Source organism: Stenotrophomonas sp. AG209 (genome assembly GCF_003550055.1).
In the GTDB taxonomy this organism is placed as follows: domain Bacteria; phylum Pseudomonadota; class Gammaproteobacteria; order Xanthomonadales; family Xanthomonadaceae; genus Stenotrophomonas.
In genome coordinates, this window is the sequence record NZ_QXDB01000003.1 from 304877 (window position 1) to 323433 (window position 18557).

At 68.3% G+C, this 18557-nt stretch carries 18 protein-coding genes; 6 read left to right on the plus strand and 12 right to left on the minus strand.

What is annotated here, in order from left to right:
- Positions 1-168 precede the first annotated feature (168 nt).
- The 3 genes from DFO63_RS16490 to DFO63_RS16500 all read right to left on the minus strand — a co-directional run bounded on the left by DFO63_RS16490 (position 169) and on the right by DFO63_RS16500 (position 2854).
- The gene (locus tag DFO63_RS16490) at positions 169-990 is read right to left on the minus strand and encodes a serine protease (protein WP_119007377.1); all 822 of its coding nucleotides are present in this window, start codon (positions 988-990) and stop codon (positions 169-171) included.
- Positions 991-1208: 218 nt separating this feature from the next.
- The gene (gene pyrF, locus DFO63_RS16495; RefSeq protein WP_119007378.1) at positions 1209-1934 is read right to left on the minus strand and encodes an orotidine-5'-phosphate decarboxylase; all 726 of its coding nucleotides are present in this window, start codon (positions 1932-1934) and stop codon (positions 1209-1211) included.
- Positions 1931-2854: a 5'-nucleotidase, lipoprotein e(P4) family gene (locus tag DFO63_RS16500; RefSeq protein ID WP_119007379.1), complete on the minus strand. Its 924-nt coding sequence runs from the start codon at positions 2852-2854 to the stop codon at positions 1931-1933. The genes pyrF and DFO63_RS16500 overlap by 4 nt, the downstream gene beginning before the upstream one ends.
- A 101-nt stretch (positions 2855-2955) precedes the next feature.
- Between DFO63_RS16500 and DFO63_RS16505 the strand changes: the two genes are divergently transcribed.
- The gene (locus DFO63_RS16505) at positions 2956-3606 is read left to right on the plus strand and encodes a YceH family protein (protein ID WP_119007380.1); all 651 of its coding nucleotides are present in this window, start codon (positions 2956-2958) and stop codon (positions 3604-3606) included.
- A gap of 125 nt (positions 3607-3731) precedes the next feature.
- Here the strand turns inward: DFO63_RS16505 and DFO63_RS16510 are convergent, their stop codons facing one another.
- Both DFO63_RS16510 and DFO63_RS16515 read right to left on the minus strand, forming a co-directional pair.
- Positions 3732-4256 carry a GNAT family N-acetyltransferase gene (locus tag DFO63_RS16510; protein WP_119007381.1) on the minus strand — a complete coding sequence of 175 codons (525 nt, stop codon included), beginning with the start codon at positions 4254-4256 and terminating at the stop codon, positions 3732-3734.
- 261 nt (positions 4257-4517) lie between these two features.
- Complete coding sequence (locus DFO63_RS16515) at positions 4518-6494, minus strand: UvrD-helicase domain-containing protein (RefSeq protein ID WP_119007382.1); 1977 nt, start codon at positions 6492-6494, stop codon at positions 4518-4520.
- Between the two features lie 99 nt (positions 6495-6593).
- On the opposite strand from DFO63_RS16515, the gene DFO63_RS16520 reads away from it, so the two are divergent.
- Genes DFO63_RS16520 through DFO63_RS16530 form a run of 3 tightly spaced genes read left to right on the plus strand, consistent with a single transcriptional unit; the run spans position 6594 to position 8626 of the window.
- Complete coding sequence (locus tag DFO63_RS16520) at positions 6594-7265, plus strand: SEL1-like repeat protein (protein WP_101764641.1); 672 nt, start codon at positions 6594-6596, stop codon at positions 7263-7265.
- Positions 7262-7996, plus strand: coding sequence for an SEL1-like repeat protein (locus tag DFO63_RS16525; RefSeq protein WP_259337441.1), 735 nt, complete (start codon positions 7262-7264; stop codon positions 7994-7996). Before DFO63_RS16520 ends, DFO63_RS16525 begins: the two co-directional genes overlap by 4 nt.
- 9 nt (positions 7997-8005) lie before the next feature.
- Entirely contained in the window at positions 8006-8626 is a 621-nt protein-coding gene (locus DFO63_RS16530; protein ID WP_049445723.1) for a thymidine kinase, read from the plus strand.
- A 525-nt stretch (positions 8627-9151) separates the two neighbouring features.
- Here the strand turns inward: DFO63_RS16530 and DFO63_RS16535 are convergent.
- From DFO63_RS16535 to DFO63_RS16555, 5 genes are all read right to left on the minus strand, one after another.
- Positions 9152-10756 (minus strand): glucan biosynthesis protein D, encoded by a 1605-nt coding sequence (locus DFO63_RS16535; RefSeq protein ID WP_049445726.1) that lies wholly within the window; start codon positions 10754-10756, stop codon positions 9152-9154.
- Between the two features lie 106 nt (positions 10757-10862).
- Positions 10863-11675, minus strand: a complete 813-nt coding sequence (gene mutM, locus DFO63_RS16540) for a bifunctional DNA-formamidopyrimidine glycosylase/DNA-(apurinic or apyrimidinic site) lyase (protein WP_005421105.1) — start codon at positions 11673-11675, stop codon at positions 10863-10865.
- A gap of 76 nt (positions 11676-11751) precedes the next feature.
- On the minus strand, positions 11752-12594 hold the full coding sequence (locus DFO63_RS16545) for a hypothetical protein (protein ID WP_119007383.1): 843 nt from the start codon (positions 12592-12594) through the stop codon (positions 11752-11754).
- 198 nt (positions 12595-12792) lie between these two features.
- A complete protein-coding gene (locus DFO63_RS16550) occupies positions 12793-13125 on the minus strand; it encodes a hypothetical protein (RefSeq protein ID WP_014035450.1) in 333 nt (110 codons plus the stop codon).
- Positions 13122-14324 carry a fatty acid desaturase gene (locus DFO63_RS16555; protein ID WP_119007384.1) on the minus strand — a complete coding sequence of 401 codons (1203 nt, stop codon included), beginning with the start codon at positions 14322-14324 and terminating at the stop codon, positions 13122-13124. The genes DFO63_RS16550 and DFO63_RS16555 overlap by 4 nt, the downstream gene beginning before the upstream one ends.
- A 151-nt stretch (positions 14325-14475) precedes the next feature.
- Here DFO63_RS16555 and DFO63_RS16560 point away from each other — a divergent pair, with 151 nt between their 5' ends.
- Positions 14476-15297 carry an ATP-binding cassette domain-containing protein gene (locus DFO63_RS16560; RefSeq protein WP_119007385.1) on the plus strand — a complete coding sequence of 274 codons (822 nt, stop codon included), beginning with the start codon at positions 14476-14478 and terminating at the stop codon, positions 15295-15297.
- Positions 15298-15348: 51 nt separating this feature from the next.
- Here the strand turns inward: DFO63_RS16560 and DFO63_RS16565 are convergent, their stop codons facing one another.
- Positions 15349-16551 carry a DUF4785 domain-containing protein gene (locus DFO63_RS16565; RefSeq protein ID WP_049445734.1) on the minus strand — a complete coding sequence of 401 codons (1203 nt, stop codon included), beginning with the start codon at positions 16549-16551 and terminating at the stop codon, positions 15349-15351.
- Between the two features lie 11 nt (positions 16552-16562).
- Positions 16563-17441, minus strand: coding sequence for a hypothetical protein (locus DFO63_RS16570; protein ID WP_014035446.1), 879 nt, complete (start codon positions 17439-17441; stop codon positions 16563-16565).
- A gap of 260 nt (positions 17442-17701) precedes the next feature.
- On the opposite strand from DFO63_RS16570, the gene DFO63_RS16575 reads away from it, so the two are divergent.
- Positions 17702-18541 (plus strand): phosphatase PAP2 family protein, encoded by an 840-nt coding sequence (locus tag DFO63_RS16575; RefSeq protein WP_119007386.1) that lies wholly within the window; start codon positions 17702-17704, stop codon positions 18539-18541.
- Positions 18542-18557 lie beyond the last annotated feature (16 nt).

Here is an 18557-nt window from a genome sequence, read left to right on the forward strand (position 1 = left end):
AAAGAGCCCGGATCACGGGGATCACAGGCTCTTCAAACCGGCGCGAGGCCGGAGGACAGTGTTGTGGCACATGTCCGGTCCGAGGACCGGATGGCGGCGATCCTACGCTGCCCTTCAAGTTAAGGCAACACTTCACGTAATGCCATGTATGTATTTGATTTTATTGAATCAATCACGCTGCCAGACAGATTCAATGAAATCTACGGCGTGTTTTTCGGCGATTCGGGCATAAATCCCCGGATAGCCGGCCAGCGCGCAGCCCTCGCCCCAGCTGACGATGCCGAACTGGGTCCAGCCATCGCGCAGGCGCAGCAGCAGCGGCCCGCCGGAATCCCCCTGACAGCTGTCGATGCCCTCGCGGCCGGCGCAGATGACCTTGCCACGCGACAGTTCCCCACCGTAGGCCTGCTGGCATTCATTGAATGCCACGAACGGCACCTGCACGGTCTGCAGCTGGGTCGGGTAGACCCGGCCATCGCCGATGTCGGTGTCCCCCCAGCCGATCACGGTGAATTCGCGGCCCGGCTTGAGATAACTGGCGTCGGGCCGCAGCCGCAGTGCCACCGGCTGTGCACCATCCAAGGGGGCGCTGAGCTGGATCAGGGCCACGTCGTGCTCCAGCGAGTTACCACTGTTGAATGCCGGATGGACGTGGATCGCCTTGACGTTGGAGGCGCGGGGCGAGGCGTCGGTGGACAGGGCAGCGGCGTTGCCGACGACGGCGATGCCGCCAGGCGCTTCCCCCTGCATGCAGTGCGCGGCGGTCAGCACCCACGAGGGCGAGATGAGGGTGCCCCCGCAGAAGTGGCGGTCATGATCCGAATCGCCGTCGAAGATGCCCTGGATGCTGACCATGAACGGGTATTCGCCGGCCGGAGCCGCTTCACCGCCGATGATGCGTGGTGCTTCGCGTGCCTGCGGCGCAGCGATGGCGGGTACGGCAGACGCGGCCAACAGCAGGCCGATGAACAAAGAGGTGCTGCGATACATATCCCTGTACTCCTCTATCGATGGTTGGAACCGGCGCGGCCGCGGTCCGTGCCGGTGCATCGATTGGGGAGCAGTGATGAGGCCAACAGCGCGAACGCGCGCACAGTTCCGGAGCCTTGCGCCGCCTGCGACAGCTGCAGACCCACAAATGCGAACGCCATCCCGCATGGATAGGGATGGCGTTCGACGTGCCGGCGTGACCGACGTCGGCGGTGGGCTCAGCGGGCAGCCAGAGCCGACGCGATTTCCTGCTGGATTGCCCGCGCTGCGGCCTGCGGATCAGCCGCCAGGCGGATCGGTCGGCCAACCACGATGGCATCGGCGCCATCGGCGAAGGCCTGCGCCACGCCAACGGTGCGCTTCTGGTCATCGCCGACCGGGCCACCGGGTCGGATGCCGGGGCAGACGATCGAGAACCCAGCGCCGGTGGCGGCACGGATCGGGGCGGCTTCCTGGCCCGAGGCGATCACGCCGTCGATGCCGGCGGCCTGGACGGCCAGCGCGCGCTCGACCACCACGTCCACCGGCTCGCGGTCGATGCCCATCTGCGCCAGGTCGGGGCGGCCCATCGAGGTCAGCACGGTCACTGCCAGCAGGCGCATGTCGCTGCTGTTGGCGGCTGCGCAGGCCTCCATCATGGCCGGGTGCCAGCCGTGGATGGTGGCGTAGCTGACCGGCCACTGCGACAGGCGCTTGATCACCGCCGCAGCGGTGGCCGGGATGTCGAAGAACTTCAGGTCGACGAACACGCGCTTGTCGCGGCGGGCCAGCGCATCGAGCACCTGGAAGTACTCGCCGGAGGCGAGCAGTTCCATGCCGATCTTGTAGAACGCCACGCTGTCGCCGAGGCGGTCGACCCACTCCAGTGCCTGCACGCGGTCGGGTACGTCCAGCGCGAAGATCAGGCGCTCGTCATCGCGCAGCGGCAGCGGTGCGCGGCTCACGGTGCGTAGTCCAGCGCAGCGCGCTTGGCGTCGTGGCGGGCCTGGCGCGACTGGCTGTAGTCGTTGTTGAACTGTGCCGGCTCGAAGCCGCCGTAGGTCGGGTTCGGCAGCATCCACCAGCGCTCGCCGAACCAGTCGTGGTACTGCTGCAGCAGCGCGTCGCGGCCGTCGTTGGTGTTGGCGGTCACTTCCACGAAGTCGCCCAGCTGGTCACCGAACTGCATCAGCACGCGGTACTCCTGCCCGGCCAGGCGGCGGCGGCAGTTCTTCTCGCTGCCGTTCTGCTCGCACCCCGGCACCACCGTGCCCAGGCCAAGGAACACACTGTCGTCGGCCACCGGCAGGCCCTGCTCGCGCAGGTTGGCCAGGGTCGCGTCCTTCAGGTGCACGGCGCGGTTGGAGATGTACAGCAGGGTCACGCCCTTGGCATTGGCGGCCTTGGCGAAGTCGACCACGCCCGGGATCGCCTTGGCCTTCTTTTCGGCTACCCACTGGTCCCAGGTCAGCTCGTCGTATTCCTTGCCATCGCGCACCAGGCGCGCCTGGTAGGGCGAGTTGTCCAGCACGGTCTCGTCCACGTCCAGCACCACCGCCGGCTTCAGGCCCTTGGCCTCGTTGCCGCGTTCTTCCGGCACCAGTGCGTCCCAGTGGGCTTCCTTCAGCGCCGCGTCGAGACGGTCGGCGGCGGCACGGTAGGTCTGCTCGGTGATCGCCTTGTACTCCTGCGCGCGCTGCATCCACAGCACCGCGTTGAGGTTGTCGTTGGCGGTGGCATCGAGCGCGCCATCGGCCTTGGCGGCGGCGGCCGGGGCCTGCGGGGCAGCGGCTTCGGCGGCAGGCGCATCCACGCGCTTGCAGGCGGACAGGCCCAGCGCCGCGGTGGCGAGCAGGGTCAGGGACAGGGAAACGGGACGACGCATGGGTTCACCGGCAATCAGATATACCGGCGCATTTTACCGGCAAAGCCGGCCTTGGGACGGCTATGCTTGGCGGTTGACCCGTTGCCCTTCCGGAGGCCGCCATGACCGATTCCGCCCAGACCCCCGACGTCCCCCTGCTCGACGCCGTGCAGGCCCGCCTGCTGGGCTGCCTGGTGGAGAAGGAGGCGACCACCCCGGACACCTACCCGCTGACGGTCAACGCCGCCCAGTCGGCCGCCAACCAGAAGACCGCCCGCGAGCCGGTGATGAACGTTGATGCCGGCAGCGTGCAGCACGCCCTGCGCCAGCTGGAGACGCTGGGCCTGGCCCGCCAGCACTTCTCCTCGCGCGCCGACCGCTACGAGCACCGCCTGCAGGCCGCGCTGGACCTGACCCGGCAGCAGACCGTGCTGCTGGCGATGCTGCTGCTGCGTGGGCCGCAGACGCTGGGCGAGCTGGTGACGCGCAGCGAACGCCTGCACCGCTTCGCCGATACCGACGAAGCCCGCCACGCCATCGAGCGCCTGCAGCAGCGCGCGCTGCTGGTGGTGCTGCCACGCGCCAGCGGCCAGCGCGAAGACCGCTACATGCACCTGCTGTGTGGTGAAGTGGACGGTGCGGCGCTGGCGGCGAAGTACGCCGGCAGCGGTGGTGGCAGCGAGGCCGCCGACCCGGGCCTGGCCGAGCGCGTGGCCCAGCTGGAAGCGGCCGTGGTCGATCTGCAGGCGCAGCTGGCCGAACTACGCGGTTGAACGTCCATATGCGGTAGTGCCGGCCGCTGGCCGGCAACCCAGGTTCACCGAGATGCCGGCCAGCGGCCGGCACTACCGGATGTCCTGCCGATGCAGTGCCGACCAACGGTCGGCACCCGCCACGATCAAACCTCGGCCGCGCCCGGCGTGGCATACAGCCGGCTCGGGCTGTCCACGCCCGGCAGCTGGATCACCCCGCGTTCCTGCATGCCCAGGCCCAGCAGGATCTTCCCGGACACCACATTGTCCAGGTCGGTGATGCCGTACAGATCCACGATGCCCAGCTCCGCACGTGCATGCGCGAACACCGCCCGCGCCGCCTCGCCGGCATAGCCCTGCCCGGCGAATTCCGACAGCACTGCATAGCCGATATCCGGCCCCGGCAGGCCATCCCGCCGCACCAGCCCGGCATTGCCCAGCCAGGCACCATCGGACAAGCGCTCGATGGCATACATGCCGAACCCGTTCAACGCATAGCTGTGCAGCACCCGCAGCGCGATGTACTCCCTCGCCTGCTCTTCACTGCGCACATCTCGGTCGCCGATGAAGCGCAGGAAGCCCGGATCATTCAACAGCGCCAGCATCGGCGCCGCATCGCGATCAGGTTCGATCGCACGCAGTCGCAGGCGTTCACTTTCAATCGGATGCACGCGCAGACCTCCAGCCGAAACCCCGATTCTGCCTCAACCCCCGGCTGTTGAATTTGATTTTCCTTGCATTGCCGTGGAAGGACGCGCCCGGAATCTGTCAGAGGCCGGTCGGGGTGGGTTCGCGGGGGTATCCGCGCCATGGATGGCGCGGCTAAGCCCCCAAGGACGGGTTCACGGCGTCCCCCGCGAACCCACCCCGACCGGCCACACCGCAGGACCAACGCGCACTCCACCACGGAGGGGCGGCGCCGTTGGAGCGGCTTAGTCGAACAACGCCTCGATCGCCGCCAACCCCGCCGTCGCCCGCTCCTTCTTGCGCGCCGCATCGGCCACCGGATCAGCTCCATCGCGCTGGATCTCCTCGGCCGGAATCTCCTCGAAGAACCGGCTCGGCTTCAACCGCACGTGCTCGCCGAACTTGCGCGTCAGCTTGCTGTAGCTCATCCACAGCTGGATCTTGGCGCGGGTGATGCCCACGTACAGCAGGCGGCGCTCTTCCTGCAGGTTGCCCTCGTCCAGGCTGACCTGGTGCGGCAGCACGCCGTCCTCGCAGCCGACGATGAACACGTAGGGGAATTCCAGGCCCTTGGAAGCATGCATGGTCATCATGCGCACCTGGTTGCCGCCCTCGTCCTTGTCGCTGCGCGACAGCAGCGCCAGCTGGCCGGCCAGGTCGGCAGCGGTGGCACCGCGCGGGCCACCCTCGAACCACTGTGCCAGTTCCTCGATGTTGTTGGCACGGCGCTGGTAGCTGGCCTCTTCCTTGGCCTGCTGGCGCAGCTCACTCAGCAACCCTGATTCCTTGGCGACCTTGCGGATCATGTCGCCGGAGGTGACCTGCCGGGTCTGCGCACGCAGGTCGCGCAGGATGTCGGTGAAGCGCGCCAGGCTGTTGGCCGCGCGCGGTGGCAGCTGCTGCAGCGCCCCGATCGCTTCGGCGGCCTGCGCCATCGGCATGTCCTTTTCCTGCGCCAGTTCGGCCAGCTTGGCCAGCGTGCCGGCACCGACGTCGCGCTTGGGTGACTGCACCGCGCGCATGAACGCGGTGTCATCGTCCGGGTTTACCAGCAGGCGCAGCCAGGCCAGCGTGTCCTTCACTTCCTGGCGCTCCAGGAACATCGTGCCGCCGGTCAGGTGGTAGGGGATGCGCAGCAGCTGCATCGCCTTTTCCAGCGGGCGCGACTGGAAGTTGCCACGGAACAGGATGCAGAAGTCGCTCCACGGCACGTTGCGCGACTGCGCCACGAAGGCAATCTCCGCAGCGACCTTCTCCGCTTCATGTTCGCTGTTGCGGCATTCCCATACGCGGATGCGCTCGCCGTCGGCCTGGTCGCTCCACAGCTTCTTCAGGTGCTCGTGCGGATTGTTGGCGATCAACGCATTGGCCGCGCGCAGCACGCGGTTGGAGCAGCGGTAGTTCTGCTCCAGCTTGATGATCTCCAGCGCGGGGTAATCACGCCCCATCTGCTGCAGGTTTTCCGGGTTGGCGCCACGCCAGGCGTAGATCGACTGGTCATCGTCGCCCACGCAGGTGAAATTGCCCTTGTCGCCGGCCAGCTGCTTGAGCAGGCGGTACTGCGCGTCGTTGGTGTCCTGGCATTCGTCCACCAGCAGGTAGCCGATGCGCTCGCGCCAGGCCATCGCGATCTCCGGGTTCTCTTCCAGGATCTGCACAGGCAGACGGATCAGGTCGTCGAAGTCGACCGCGTTGAACGCGGTCAACCGCAGCTGGTAGCGCTCGTAGACGCTGGCCGCTTCCTTCTCGCGGTTGCTGCGCGCGGCGGCCATCGCCTGTTCGGGCGACAGGCCAGCGTTCTTCGCGCGCGACACCAGGTTCTTCATGTCCTCGATGTCATCAGGCTTGGCGCCGTACATCAGGTCCTTGATCTGCGCGGCGGCATCGTCGGCATCGAAGATCGAGAAACCGCGCTTCAGGCCCACGGCGGCATGTTCGATCTGCAGGAACTTCAGGCCCAGCGCATGGAAGGTGCAGATGGTCACCTCGTCGGCGTCCTGCTCACGCAGGCGCTTGGCCACGCGCTCGCGCATTTCCTTGGCCGACTTGTTGGTGAAGGTGATCGCGGCGATGCGGCGGGCCGGGTAGCGGCCACAGCTGATCAGGTGGGCGATCTTCTCCACGATCACGCGCGTCTTGCCGCTGCCGGCGCCGGCGAGCACCAGCAACGGGCCTTCGATGTGCAGGACCGCGGCAGCTTGGGGAGGATTCAGACCGTGCATGGGGACAGGATTGTAGCGGGGTGCTGGCAGGCCCACCTGACTTGCATGGCGCCCGCCCGTAAGGTATTGAATCGGCACCGGAACACAGGAGCGTGGTCCATGTCCTCGACTGTCATCGCCCGTCCGCTTGCGGCCGTCCTGCTGGGCCTGCTGGCCATGCCTGCGGCCGGGTCCGGCCCGCCGCCGCGCACGGATGCCTATGAAACGATCGTGCTGCAGTCGCACGAGTTCCTCGTCTACCACCCGGACCTGCGCTTCCGCCAGCTGGGCATGGAGGCCCGCGAACGGGGCCGCGACGAAGAAGCCCGCAACAACTTCCGCAATGCCGCGCGCTATGGCGACAAGCTGTCACAGGCGGCGCTGGCCGACATGCTGTGGAACGGGCAAGGCGGCCCCGCCGACCGCGCCCTGGGCTATGCGTGGATGGATCTGGCGGCCGAGCGTGGCACCGAATGGCTGGTGGCGCAGCGCGAACGCTTCTGGGAGGCGCTGTCAGCGGATGAACGCGAGCGCGCGGTGCGCGAGGGCCGCACGCTGTACGCCGAGTTCGGCGACCCCGCCGCCACGCCGCGGCTGGAACGCGAACTGCGCGCCGGCAGCATGCAGCAGACCGGCAGCCGCGCCGGCTGGAGCGGCGCCATGCGCAGCCAGGGCCGCGGCGATGCCGGGCCGCGCGTGCTGCAACCGGAGAAGCACCAGCTGGCACGTTACTGGGACCCGGTGGCCTACCGGCAATGGCAGGACGAGGAACTGGCCAGGTCGGGGCGATGACCCGCGCCTGCCGGGCCATCGGTGCCTTCGTGCTGGTGCTGCTGGCACCGGGGTACGCGGCCGCCAGCACCTGCGCGCCCGACCCGGCCGCGTCGATTCCGTCGGCATTGCTGACCGAGGGTTTCCTGCAGGCCCATCCCGACCTGTACTGGCGCGACCTGGGCCAGCTGTCGTGGCGACGTGGCAAGCCGGCACAGGCGCGGCTGCGCTTCCAGCGCGCCAGCCTGTACGCCGACAAGTTCTCGCAGTCGCTGGTTGCGCGCATGTACCAGGAAGGCATCGGCATCGACGCCGATCCGGTATTGGCCTACATCTGGATGGACCTGGCCGCCGAGCGCGGTTACCGCGACCTGCTGGTTGAACGCGAGCGTTACTGGCAACGGCTGGATACGGCGCAGCGGCAGCGGGTACTTGCCGAAGGCCCGGCGCTGTACGCGCAGTACGGCGATGCCGTGGCCAAGCCGCGCATGGAAACCGTGCTGCGGAACGCCCGCCATGCGATGACCGGCAGCCGCACCGGCTTCGTCAACCCGGGCCTGCGCATGGCGCTGGGCGAGGGGCCGGAGGCCAACCGGCCGGTCACCGGCGATGACTACTACCGCGATGCCTTCTGGGAACCGGCGGCCTACTGGTGCCTGCAGGAGCAGATCTGGCAGAACACCCGGCTGCGGCCCAGCATCGAGATCGGTGCACCGCGGCAGATCCGCGACGGCGGGCCGGGTGGCGACTAGAATTGGCCGATGGCCAAGCTCTACTTCTACTATTCGGCGATGAACGCCGGCAAGACCACCACCCTGCTGCAGAGCGCACACAACTACCGCGAACGCGGCATGCGGGTGGCGATCCTGACCCCGCGCCTGGACGACCGTGCCGGCGCCGGCGTTGTCGCTTCGCGGATCGGCCTGCGCGCCGATGGCATGGCCTTCGACCGCGATACCGACCTGCAGCACTGGGTCGAGCAGGATCTGGCAGCCAACGGTCCGATGGGCTGCGTGCTGGTGGACGAGGCGCAGTTCCTGACCCGTGCCCAGGTCTGGCAGCTCAGCGAAGTGGTCGACCAGCTGCGCATTCCGGTGCTGTGCTACGGCCTGCGTACTGACTTCCGCGGCGAGCTGTTCGAGGGCAGCCAGTACCTGCTGGCCTGGGCCGACGAGATGCAGGAGATCAAGACCATCTGCCACAGCGGCAAGAAGGCGACGATGACCGTGCGCGTGGACGAGCATGGCCACGCCGTGCAGGACGGCCCGCAGGTGGAGATCGGTGGCAACGAGCGCTACGTGTCGGTCAGCCGTGCCGAGTTCAAGAAGATCACCCGCGGCGAAGGACGGATCGATCCGGCGCAGGCACCCCTGCCGCTGTAAGGGGTGTTCTTTTGCAGGGCTTGCAGCCCTGCACCTGCTCAACGCAACAGCAACAGCGAAAGCTGGTATCCCGTGGGATGGCGGGGCGGTGTGGGCTTGCAGGACACGCCGTAAACCCATCCCTGGGGGCTCGATGGCGCCATCCATGGCGCCAACGGTCCTGCAAGCCCACACCGCCCCACCTCTGTCAGATCCCCACGGCTGTTGGTAGGTGTCGACCTTGGTCGACACATCTGTCAGATATCGAATGAAATTCCGGGGGTCAGATCCGTTTTCCTTCGGGAAACGGATCTGACCCCCAGAGCAATTCCCACAGATCGCGGAGATCTGTCGAAGGCGGGGTGGGTCCGGTGGCGGGAGTGTCCGCGGCATGGATGCCGCGGCCAAGCCCCCATGGACGGGTTTACGGCGTCTCCCACCACCGGACCCACCCCGCCTACCCACGGAATGCCGGCTTTTGCTTCGGCTGTTGCCGTTGCTTGGAGCCTCTGCGGGTGCAGGGCGCAGCCCTGCCGATAAACCCACTTAGTACAGCGTGCGCTCCGGCGCGCCCGCCGGCGGCGGGGTGTACTGGTACAGCCAGGTCTCCGTAAGCGTCTTGCCACCACTGCGCAGGAACAGGCGGATGTCGATCTGCTCGGTACTGCCTTCCGGCGGCACCAGGTCGAACATCGCGCGATAGCCGTTGATCTCGCGCAGCGGGCGCGCCGACACGATCTCGACCCGGCCACGGCTGGCTTCCACCACCGCCTCGACCTCGCCCTTGTCGATCAGGCTGGCCAGCTCGCCCCCTTCGAAGTCCACCGCGAAGCGCCAGCTGAAGTACTCGCGCTTCTTGCCAACCACACCGCCCAGGCCGGTACGGCTGGCCACGCAGTGCGCCAGCGGCGGCCGCGCCGGCGGTTCGGCGCCCCAGTACAGGCGGTAGCCGACCAGCAGCTCCTGGCCCGGCTGCGGCTTTTCCTTCGGGTTCCAGAACGCCACGATGTTGTCGAAGGTCTCGTCCACGGTGGGAATCTCCACCAGCTGCACCGAGCCCTCGCCCCATTCGCCCTTCGGCTCCACCCACAGGCACGGGCGCTTCTCGTAGAACACGCCGTCGTCCTGGTAATGGTCGAAGTTGCGGTCGCGCTGCAGCAGGCCGAAGCCGCGCGGGTTGCGGTCCACGAACATGTTGAAGCGCAGGTTGCGCGGGTTCAGCAGCGGCCGCCAGATCCATTCACCGGCACCGGTCCACAGCGACAGACCATCGGTATCGTGGATCTCCGGGCGCCAGTCCCATGCCATGCGGCGGTCGTTCTCGCCCACCTGGTACATGCTGGTGCACGGGGCGATGCCCAACCGCTCGATCGCCTTGCGCGGGTACAGCGCACTGTCGATGTCCATCAACAGCACGTCGCCATTGGTGATCGCGAAGCGGTAGGCGCCAGCCACGCTGGGCGAATCCAGCAGGCCGTAGACCACGATCGTCTCCGAATCGGCCGACGGCTGTTCCAGGTAGTAGGCGATGAAGTCCGGGAACTCCTCCGGCTTGCCCATGCCGGTGTCGATCGCAAGGCCACGCGCGGACTGGCCGTACTGGCCTTCCTTGCCGACCGCGCGGAAGTAGCTGGCGCCGAGGAAGGCGGCAAAGTCGCGGTCAGTGTCCTTGCGGGTGTTCAGGCGGAAACCGGCGAAGCCGAGGTCGGCCGGCAGCTCGCCGTCCTTGATGCCGCTCTTGCCGTAGTTGAACGCCGCGCCGTCATAGGCCAGCTCCTGCGCCTTGCCGTCGACCACGTCGAACATGCGCACCGGCGAATGGAAGTACAGGCCCAGGTGGAAGAACTTGGCCTGGAACTTGCCCGGCTGGTCAGCCCACAGCGCATGGTCCTGGCGGTAGCCGATCGACTGGTACTGGTCCCAGTCCAGTCCCTCCAGGCGGCCCGGCAGCACCCGCTTGTGGCTCTTGTAGGGCGCCTGCGCCAGCGCGCGCGCCTGGCCCTTCAAGGTGGCGAAGTCGAACGGCTGCGGCTGGCCGAGGCGGCGCAGGCCCATCTGGCCGCTCTTGCTGGCCGCGCACGCGGGCAGGGACGGCAGGCCGAATGCAGCCAGGGCGAGGGAGGCATTGCGGATGAAGTCGCGTCGTTGCATGCAGGCGCGTCAGGCACAGGGAGGAAGGTCGGCCATCATAGGCAGACAAACGTTAACGGGCAGCGGAGACGCGCCCTGCCCGTTCAGCTGCCGCTGGCGGCCCGGCTCAGCGCTGGCAGTGGCTGCACCAGACGCTGGCACGCTGGCCGATGGTGGCGTGCTTCAGCGCACGGCCGCAGTTCGGGCAGGGCAGCCCGTCACGGCCGTACACCAGCAGTTCCTGTTCGAAGTAGCCCGGCGCGCCATCGGGGCTGATGAAATCGCGCAGGGTGGTGCCACCGCGGGTGATGGCGTAGCCCAGGATCTCCTTCACCGCGTCGGCCAGCCGCTGGTAGCGTTCGCGCGAGATCTTTCCCGCCTCGCGCAACGGACTGATGCCAGCCTTGAACAGGCTCTCGGCGGCGTAGATGTTGCCCACGCCCACCACCACCGCCTGGTCCATCAGGAAGGTCTTCACCGGCGCGCTGCGGCCACGGCTGCGGGCGAACAGGTAGTCGCCGTCGAACGCGTCGTCCAGCGGTTCCGGGCCCAGCCCCTGCAGCAGCGGGTGAATCTCACCGGCGGGCTGCCACAGCAGGCTGCCGAAGCGGCGCGGGTCGTTGAAGCGCAGCAGGCGGCCGTTGTCCAGGCTGATGTCGACGTGGTCGTGCGCACGCAGCGGGGTATCGCCGGGCAGCACGCGCAGGCTGCCGGACATGCCCAGGTGCAGCACCGCGCTGCCGATGGCGGTGTCCAGCAGCAGGTACTTGGCGCGCCGCCGGATGTCCTCGATGCGCTGCCCCGGCAGCAGCTCGGCCACTTCCGGTGGGATCGGCCAGCGCAGGTCGGCGCGGCGCAGGATCACCCCGTGCACGCGGCGGCCCTGCAGGTGCGGCGCCAGGCCGCGGCGGGTGGTTTCGACTTCGGGCAGTTCAGGCATGCAGGGATTCTATCGCTGCTCTGCCGCCGGCACCTGGCCGTCGAAGCCGGGGAATGATCCCCGGCTTCGACGGGTGTCAGGCGTCCTGCCCGACGCGCGCAGGCTCCGCCGGGACAGGTGCGGCAGCGGCGGAACGGTCCGGGAACAGCGACGGCAGCGTTTCCACGAACCGGGCCAGGCACTGGTCGCTGTAGCGCTCGGCCGTCTGCTTGACCAAGGCGTAGTCGTCGGCCTGCCAGGCTTCCAGGGGTGCGGCCACCGGCTCGTCCACCTGGCACTGCACGCCTTCGCCACCGACCAGGCGCAGCAGCTTGCGGGTATACGGGAAGCCGACGTGCTGGGTCTGGCGCAGCTCGTACTGGGTATCGGCATCGCCCAGTTCCTTGTAGATCAGGGTGAAGCCATCGGCGGTGATCTGCACCGGCCGGACCTCTGCCGGCACAGCGCCCGGATGCGCGGTGAAGTATTCGGCCAGGCGCAGGCGCACCTGGTCCTGCAGGTAACCGAAGGCCGGGTTCGGAACAGTCTCGACCCGGGTTCCCTTCAGCTGATCCTTCTTGAACGAGCTGCCACCGAGCGTGCCGGAAAACAAGGACACGGCAACCTGCGCGGCCACCAGCTTGCCGGTGGTGGAACGCTGCACCAGGCGCAGCGTCTTGTCGCCGACCGGCTGGCCATCTGCGCCCATCTGCAGCTTGACGCTCAACGGCACCCGGCCTTGCCAGGCAGGCACCTCCGCCACGGTGGCCGCCGCCGTGTCTTCCACGACGGCGACAGCACCGGCATCAGCTGCGGGAACGTCTGCAGCCGTCGCCGTGTCGGACGGGGTGGTTGGGGGCGGCTCATTGGCCAGCACAGGCGAGGCGATGACGAGGCTGCCGAGCAGCGCGGCCGCCAGAAGCGGTGGGTTCGATTTCATGGGGGATCCTTGGGTCGTGTCGGGCCAGTGCAGGCGATTCCGTTCGGCATCGATCATCGCAATGGCACAGCACTCCCTTCCATGTCCTTCCCCCTACCGCGATCCATCGCGGTCGACATGCCAGCTCGCCTTACCCGTGCGGATCGACCGGTTCCCGGGATCGCGTCGAACCCACCATCGGCAGCACGCCGGGAATCTTTAGCGCGGAGGCGCTGCCAGTTCGCGCGCATCCAGGAAGCCATCACCGTTGGCATCCTGCTTGTGGAAGCGCTGCACGATCACCTGCCGCTGCTGCTCGCGGCTGATCACCCTGCCCTTGCCACCGGGCAGCTCCTCGGCCGTCAGCACACCGTCACCATTGCGGTCCATGCGGTCGAAGGCATACAGCATCCACTGCACGTACTCGGCCTCGCTGACCCTGCCGTCGCCATCGCTGTCCATCCGCTGCAGATAGCTGGCGGTATCGGTGACCTGGGCCAGCGCCGCGCCCGGCAGCAACGCCGCCAGCAGAAGCCCGTACCCTGCCCTCACGCGCCCACCAGGCTGTAGCCCTTCAAGCGTGCGGCGTAGGCCTGCAACGCCGCGATACCGCTTTCCTCGGCCTCGCGGCACCACGCCTGCAGCTGATGCAGGCGCTCGGCGGCATCGTGGCCGCGGGCTTCCAGCAGCGCCGCCAGCCGCGCGCGGTACTCGACCAGGGTGCGGATGCGCGGGCGCTGCGCCACCCATTCGCTGAGCTGGGCACGACTGTCCGGCTTCAGCCAGCGGCCATCGTTGACCAGGCCGCGGCGCAGCCGGCGCGGCAGCAGGCGGCGCAGCTTGGCCCCAGCCTGTACGGCTTCCTCGCGCAGGGCCGGCATGAACACATTGCGCTGGTAATCGGTCATCGCCTGGAAGCGGTGCGACAGCAGCGCCTTCAGGGTCTCGGCGTCGGGCACGGCGATGTTCGGGCGCACGTCCATGGCCGGCGCCACCCGCAGCACCCTGGCCAGGCGCAGCGCCTGCAGCAGGCGGATCGCACTCCAGCCGATGTCGAACTCCCAGCGCCGCATCGCGAAGCGCGCCGAACTGGGGAAGGCATGATGGTTGTTGTGCAGCTCCTCGCCACCGATCCAGACCCCCCACGGCGTGAGGTTGGTGGAGGTATCGGCCGACTCATAGTTGCGGTAGCCCCACCAGTGGCCCAGGCCATTGACCACGCCCGCAGCCCAGAACGGGATCCACGCCATCTGGATCGCCCACAGGGCCACGCCGGGCAGACCGAACAGCACGCTGTTGATCACCAGCAGCAGCACCGGCCCCAGCGTCGCGTGCGGGGTATACAGGTGGCGCTCGATCGCATCGTCCGGGGTGCCGCGCCCGTACTGCTCGATGTCCGCGCGCATGCCGCGCGCTTCCCGGTACAGCTCCACGCCGTGCCAGAACACCTTGCCGATGCCGCGGGTAACCGGGCTGTGCGGGTCGTCCTCGGTCTCCACCTTGGCGTGGTGCTTGCGATGGATGGCCACCCACTCGCGGGTGATCATCGAGGTGGTCAGCCACAGCCAGAAGCGGAACACATGGGCCAGCGCCGGGTGGAAATCGACCCCGCGATGGGCCTGGCTGCGGTGCAGGTACAGGGTCACCGAGAAGATGGTGATCTGGGTGAAGACCAGCAACACCACCAGCATGGCCCACCAGCCCAGGCCGAGCACACCACCGGTCAACAGGGACATCAGGGCATCAGGCATGGCAGCTCTCCGGATCGACGCGGGGATGGCAGACATGATGGGCGCTTGCGTTGCAAACTGCATCCCTGCGGCGATGAATCCCATCGCCATCCGTGGCACCGTTCACAGTTGGGGACCTGAGTTGTCGAGCCTTGATCCACGCGCCAGCGCCATGACCGCCGCCCCGCCCGTCGCGGAGCTGCCCCCCTTGATCGAACTGGACCGCGCCACCGTGGTGCGCGGCCAGGTGAAGGTGCTGCACGGGCTCAGCCTGCGCATCGCGCAGGGCCAGCACACCGCCCTGCTAGGCCCCAACGGCTGCGGCAAGTCCACCTTCATCAAGCTGATCACCCGCGAGCTGTACCCGCTGGCCCAGGGCGACGGCACGGTGGCGGTGAAGGTACTGGGCCAGAACCGCTGGCAGGTGGACCGGCTGCGCTCACAGCTGGGCATCGTCACCGGCGACCTCAGCAGCAACCTGGCCGACATGCCCGGGCTGACCGTGGAACAGGCGGTGCTGTCCGGCTTCTTCGCCAGCTACGTGGTGCCGGCCTTCCGCGAAGTGACCGCCGACATGCGCACGCGCGTCGGCGAAACACTGGCGATGACCGGCGCCCTGTCCCTTCGCGAGCGCGCCTATGCCGAGCTGTCGGCCGGCGAAACGCGCCGCGTGCTGATCGCGCGCGCGCTGGTCAATCGGCCGCAGGCACTGCTGCTGGACGAACCCTCCACCGGGCTGGACCTGGTCGCCCGCGAGCAGCTGGTGGCGACCATGCGGGTGCTGGCGCAGCAGGGCATCACCCTGGTGCTGGTGACCCACCACATTGAAGAGATCATTCCCGAGATCGAGCGGGTGGTGCTGCTGCGCGATGGCCGCGTACTGGCCGACGGCACCCGCGCCGAGCTGCTGCGCAACGAACCGCTGTCGGCGGTGTTCGACGGCGCGATCACGGTGATCGAGCAGGAAGGCCGGCTGACCGCGTATGCGGGGTGATCGACATGCGCAGTGCAGCGGGCCGGATATCCCGGCCCACTGCACCCTCGCTCAGAACTTCAGCGCCAGCGCACGCGACTCGATCGGCGCCATCCGGCTCTGGTCCTGAAGCTGCAGGTCGCGCAGCTCATACGGCGCACCGAAGCCGACCGGCAACGCAGCCTGGTCGAACGGCAGCACCAGCTGGCCTGCGCCCGGGCCATCGAACCACGCGGCCGCATGTGCCTGCGCGACCGGCTTCAACTGGCCATCGCGGGCCGTGGCATACAGCGTGCCCCGCGCCTCATAGCGTCCGGCCGCTGCTACCTGCAGCGGCAGCGCCACCTGGCGGCTGGCCGGGTCCGGTGCCGCCTGGCCGCTGAAGCGCGCGGTCGGCCGTGCCACCGCGAAGGCCACCTTGCCATCGCGCAGCACGCCATCGGCCTGGGCGAACACCTGCAGTTCCCATAGGCCCTGCACAGTGCCGACATCGGCCGGGATCCGTACCTGCGCGCGCAGGCTGCCATCGGTGGTGCGCAGCAGGCGCTGCGGCCAGCTGCGGCCATCCGGCGCGACCAGCAGGGCTTCACCGCCCAGGCCGCCACGACGCGATGCCAGCTGCGCGGTGGTGGCGCCGTCTTCCAGCAGGCGTGCCTGCAGCTGCACGTTGCCACCGGCCAGCACCTGCGCCTGGTTGGCCTGCACTTCCAGCCGCAGCGGGCTGTTCGGCTCCAGCACCTGCACCACATAGCGGCCCTGCGCCTGCGTGCTCTGCAGGGTGTACGCACCGGCCGCACTGGTCGCGCCGGTGCGCAGCATGCTGCTGCCATCCCCCACCGGCATGCCGGCATCCTGCAGCGCGCGCGCATCGACGCTACGCGCCACGCTGCTGCGGCCAGCCGGATCGCGCACCTGCAGGGTGTTGGCCGGCACTGCGCGGGCACCTGCGGCCGGGCTCAGCTGGATCACCGCATCGGGCGCCGTCAGCGGCAGGTCCAGGCCGCGCTGCAGCTGCGTGCCATCGACCTGCTGCCAGTAGCTGCGGCTGACCGAGGCATACGGCGTGGCCGCCTGCAGCGGCTGTGCCGGGTCCAGCGCCCAGGCAAACGACAACGGTGCGTGTTCGCTTTCATCAGCCGGCAGCGGCGCGGCCACCAATGCGGCAGGCACCTGATCGCCTGCACGGGCGGCCTGCAGCGGCTGCGCGGCCTGCGCCGTGGACAGGGACAGCACGGCCAGCACCGCACTGGCCAGCAGAGTGGAATGGTTCGTCATGGTCGTCTTCCTCACTGGGCCAGGTCGGTGCGCAGGATCGTGCCGAGGCCGAAGCACTCGCGGCGGCTCTGGTTGTGGCTGAGCGGCTCGGCATCCTTGGTGCGCTGCTTGTCGGTGAACCAGGTGGTGCCGGCGGCCTTCTGGCTGCTGCACTCCAGGAAGCCATCGGAGCAGGACGACAGCCAGTTCTGGGTGAACTCCAGGCCGACATTGGCGGCGTAGCCACCGCAGTAGCTGTTGCTGTCCCACACCGCCGATTCCACGTCGCTGCCGACCACGGCGCGGAACGGTTTGGGCAGCGCCGGGCGACCTGCGGTGCCGTACAGGTTCTGCGCGTTGTAGGTGGCCATGCTCGCCACCTGCTGCTGGCGCACGGCGTCGTTCTTGTAACCCAGCAGCCAGCCCAGCGAGGTTTCGAAGGTGTTGCCGTTGAGCACCGCATCGGCCAACGGCGTGCCCGCCGAAGACGGTGCCAGTGCGTTGACCTTGCGCACCGTGCGGATGATCTTCGGATAGCGGCTGTCGTAGGTCGGGTTGGACAGGATCCAGCGCATCACGTTGCCGCCGTTGGAGTGGGTGATCACCACCAGCTGGGTGATGCCACGGCTGTCGATGAAGCTGGTCAACTGGTTGGCCAGGCAGCCGGCGGCTTCCGGCTTCCACATGTACTGGGTGAAGTCACAGTTGATGACGACGTAGTTGCTGCTGTTCGGCAGGCCCTGGCGCACGGTGTCGATGATCGCCGGCTGCCAGTAGTCCTGGGTGGCATTGGTCTGCGCGCCGGTGCCATGCACGAAGGCCACGCCAACCACGTCGGCGGCCTGCGCTTGGGCGGTTGCCAGCCCGAGGAGCAGGGCCAGGACGGTACTTCCTGTTGCGGTGCTGCGCATCGCTTCTCTCCCTCTGTCAGCGGATCCCCCCGACCCGGCTGGAACTGGACGGCCTGTCGATCACCGTTGTGCCGATGCTCATGGCGCAGCCGTGTGAAAGTCCGTGCGCTGCGCCCGGATTCAGGAGACTGACGACAGTCGATGACGTTTTTCATACCGCTCCGATGACCATGCCGGGTCTGGCCGTATGACCGATGGCCACTGCGGTGTCGTATGGGGGCTGCGATCATGGCGCGATGTTTTCTGCCCGGAGCCTGCCCATGTCGCTGATTTCCCACCCTGCCCGCCCGCTGCTCGGCCTCGCCGTCGTCGCGGCCCTGGCCGGTTGCGCCGCCACCGCCGCCAAGCCGACCGCTGTCGAAGCCAACATCACCACCAAGGCGGTGGGCTATCTCGACAAGAGCGCGGTACCGGCCAGCCTCGACCTGGTGCCGGCACCACCGGTCGCCGGTTCGGCCGCCCTCGCCCTGGACGAACAGGTCAGCCGTGAAGCCCGCGCGCTGCGTGGCAGCCCGCGCTTCGCCCAGGCCGGCGTCGATGCCGAACTCGGCTTCCCCGAAGGCGCCAACCACTTCTCCTGCGCCGCCGACATCGACGTCGATGCGGTGAAGAGCCCGGCGCTGTACCGACTGCTCGAGCGCAGCCGGATCGATGCCAGCGCCGCCACCAAGGCGGCCAAGAACCACTACCAGCGCCCGCGCCCGTTCATGGTCAACGGTGAGCCGACCTGCTCGCCGAAGGACGAGGAAGGCCTGCGCAAGAACGGTTCCTACCCGTCCGGCCACACCTCGATCGGCTGGGCCTGGGCACTGATCCTGTCGGAGATCGCGCCGGACCGCGCCGATGCCATCCAGGCCCGCGGCCGCAACTACGGAGAAAGCCGCCTGGTGTGCAACGTGCACTGGCAGAGCGACATCCTTGAAGGCCGCTTCATGGGCGCCGCCGCCGTGGCCCGCCTGCACGACAACGCCGCGTTCAACAAGGACCTGCTGGCCGCACGCAGGGAAATCGCTGCCGCGCGCAAGGCCGGCCTGCACTCCAGCCGCGACTGCGCGGCCGAGAATGCTGTGCTGAAGATCCGCCCGCAGAGCGCGCTGTAAGCGGCGATCCGGGGTC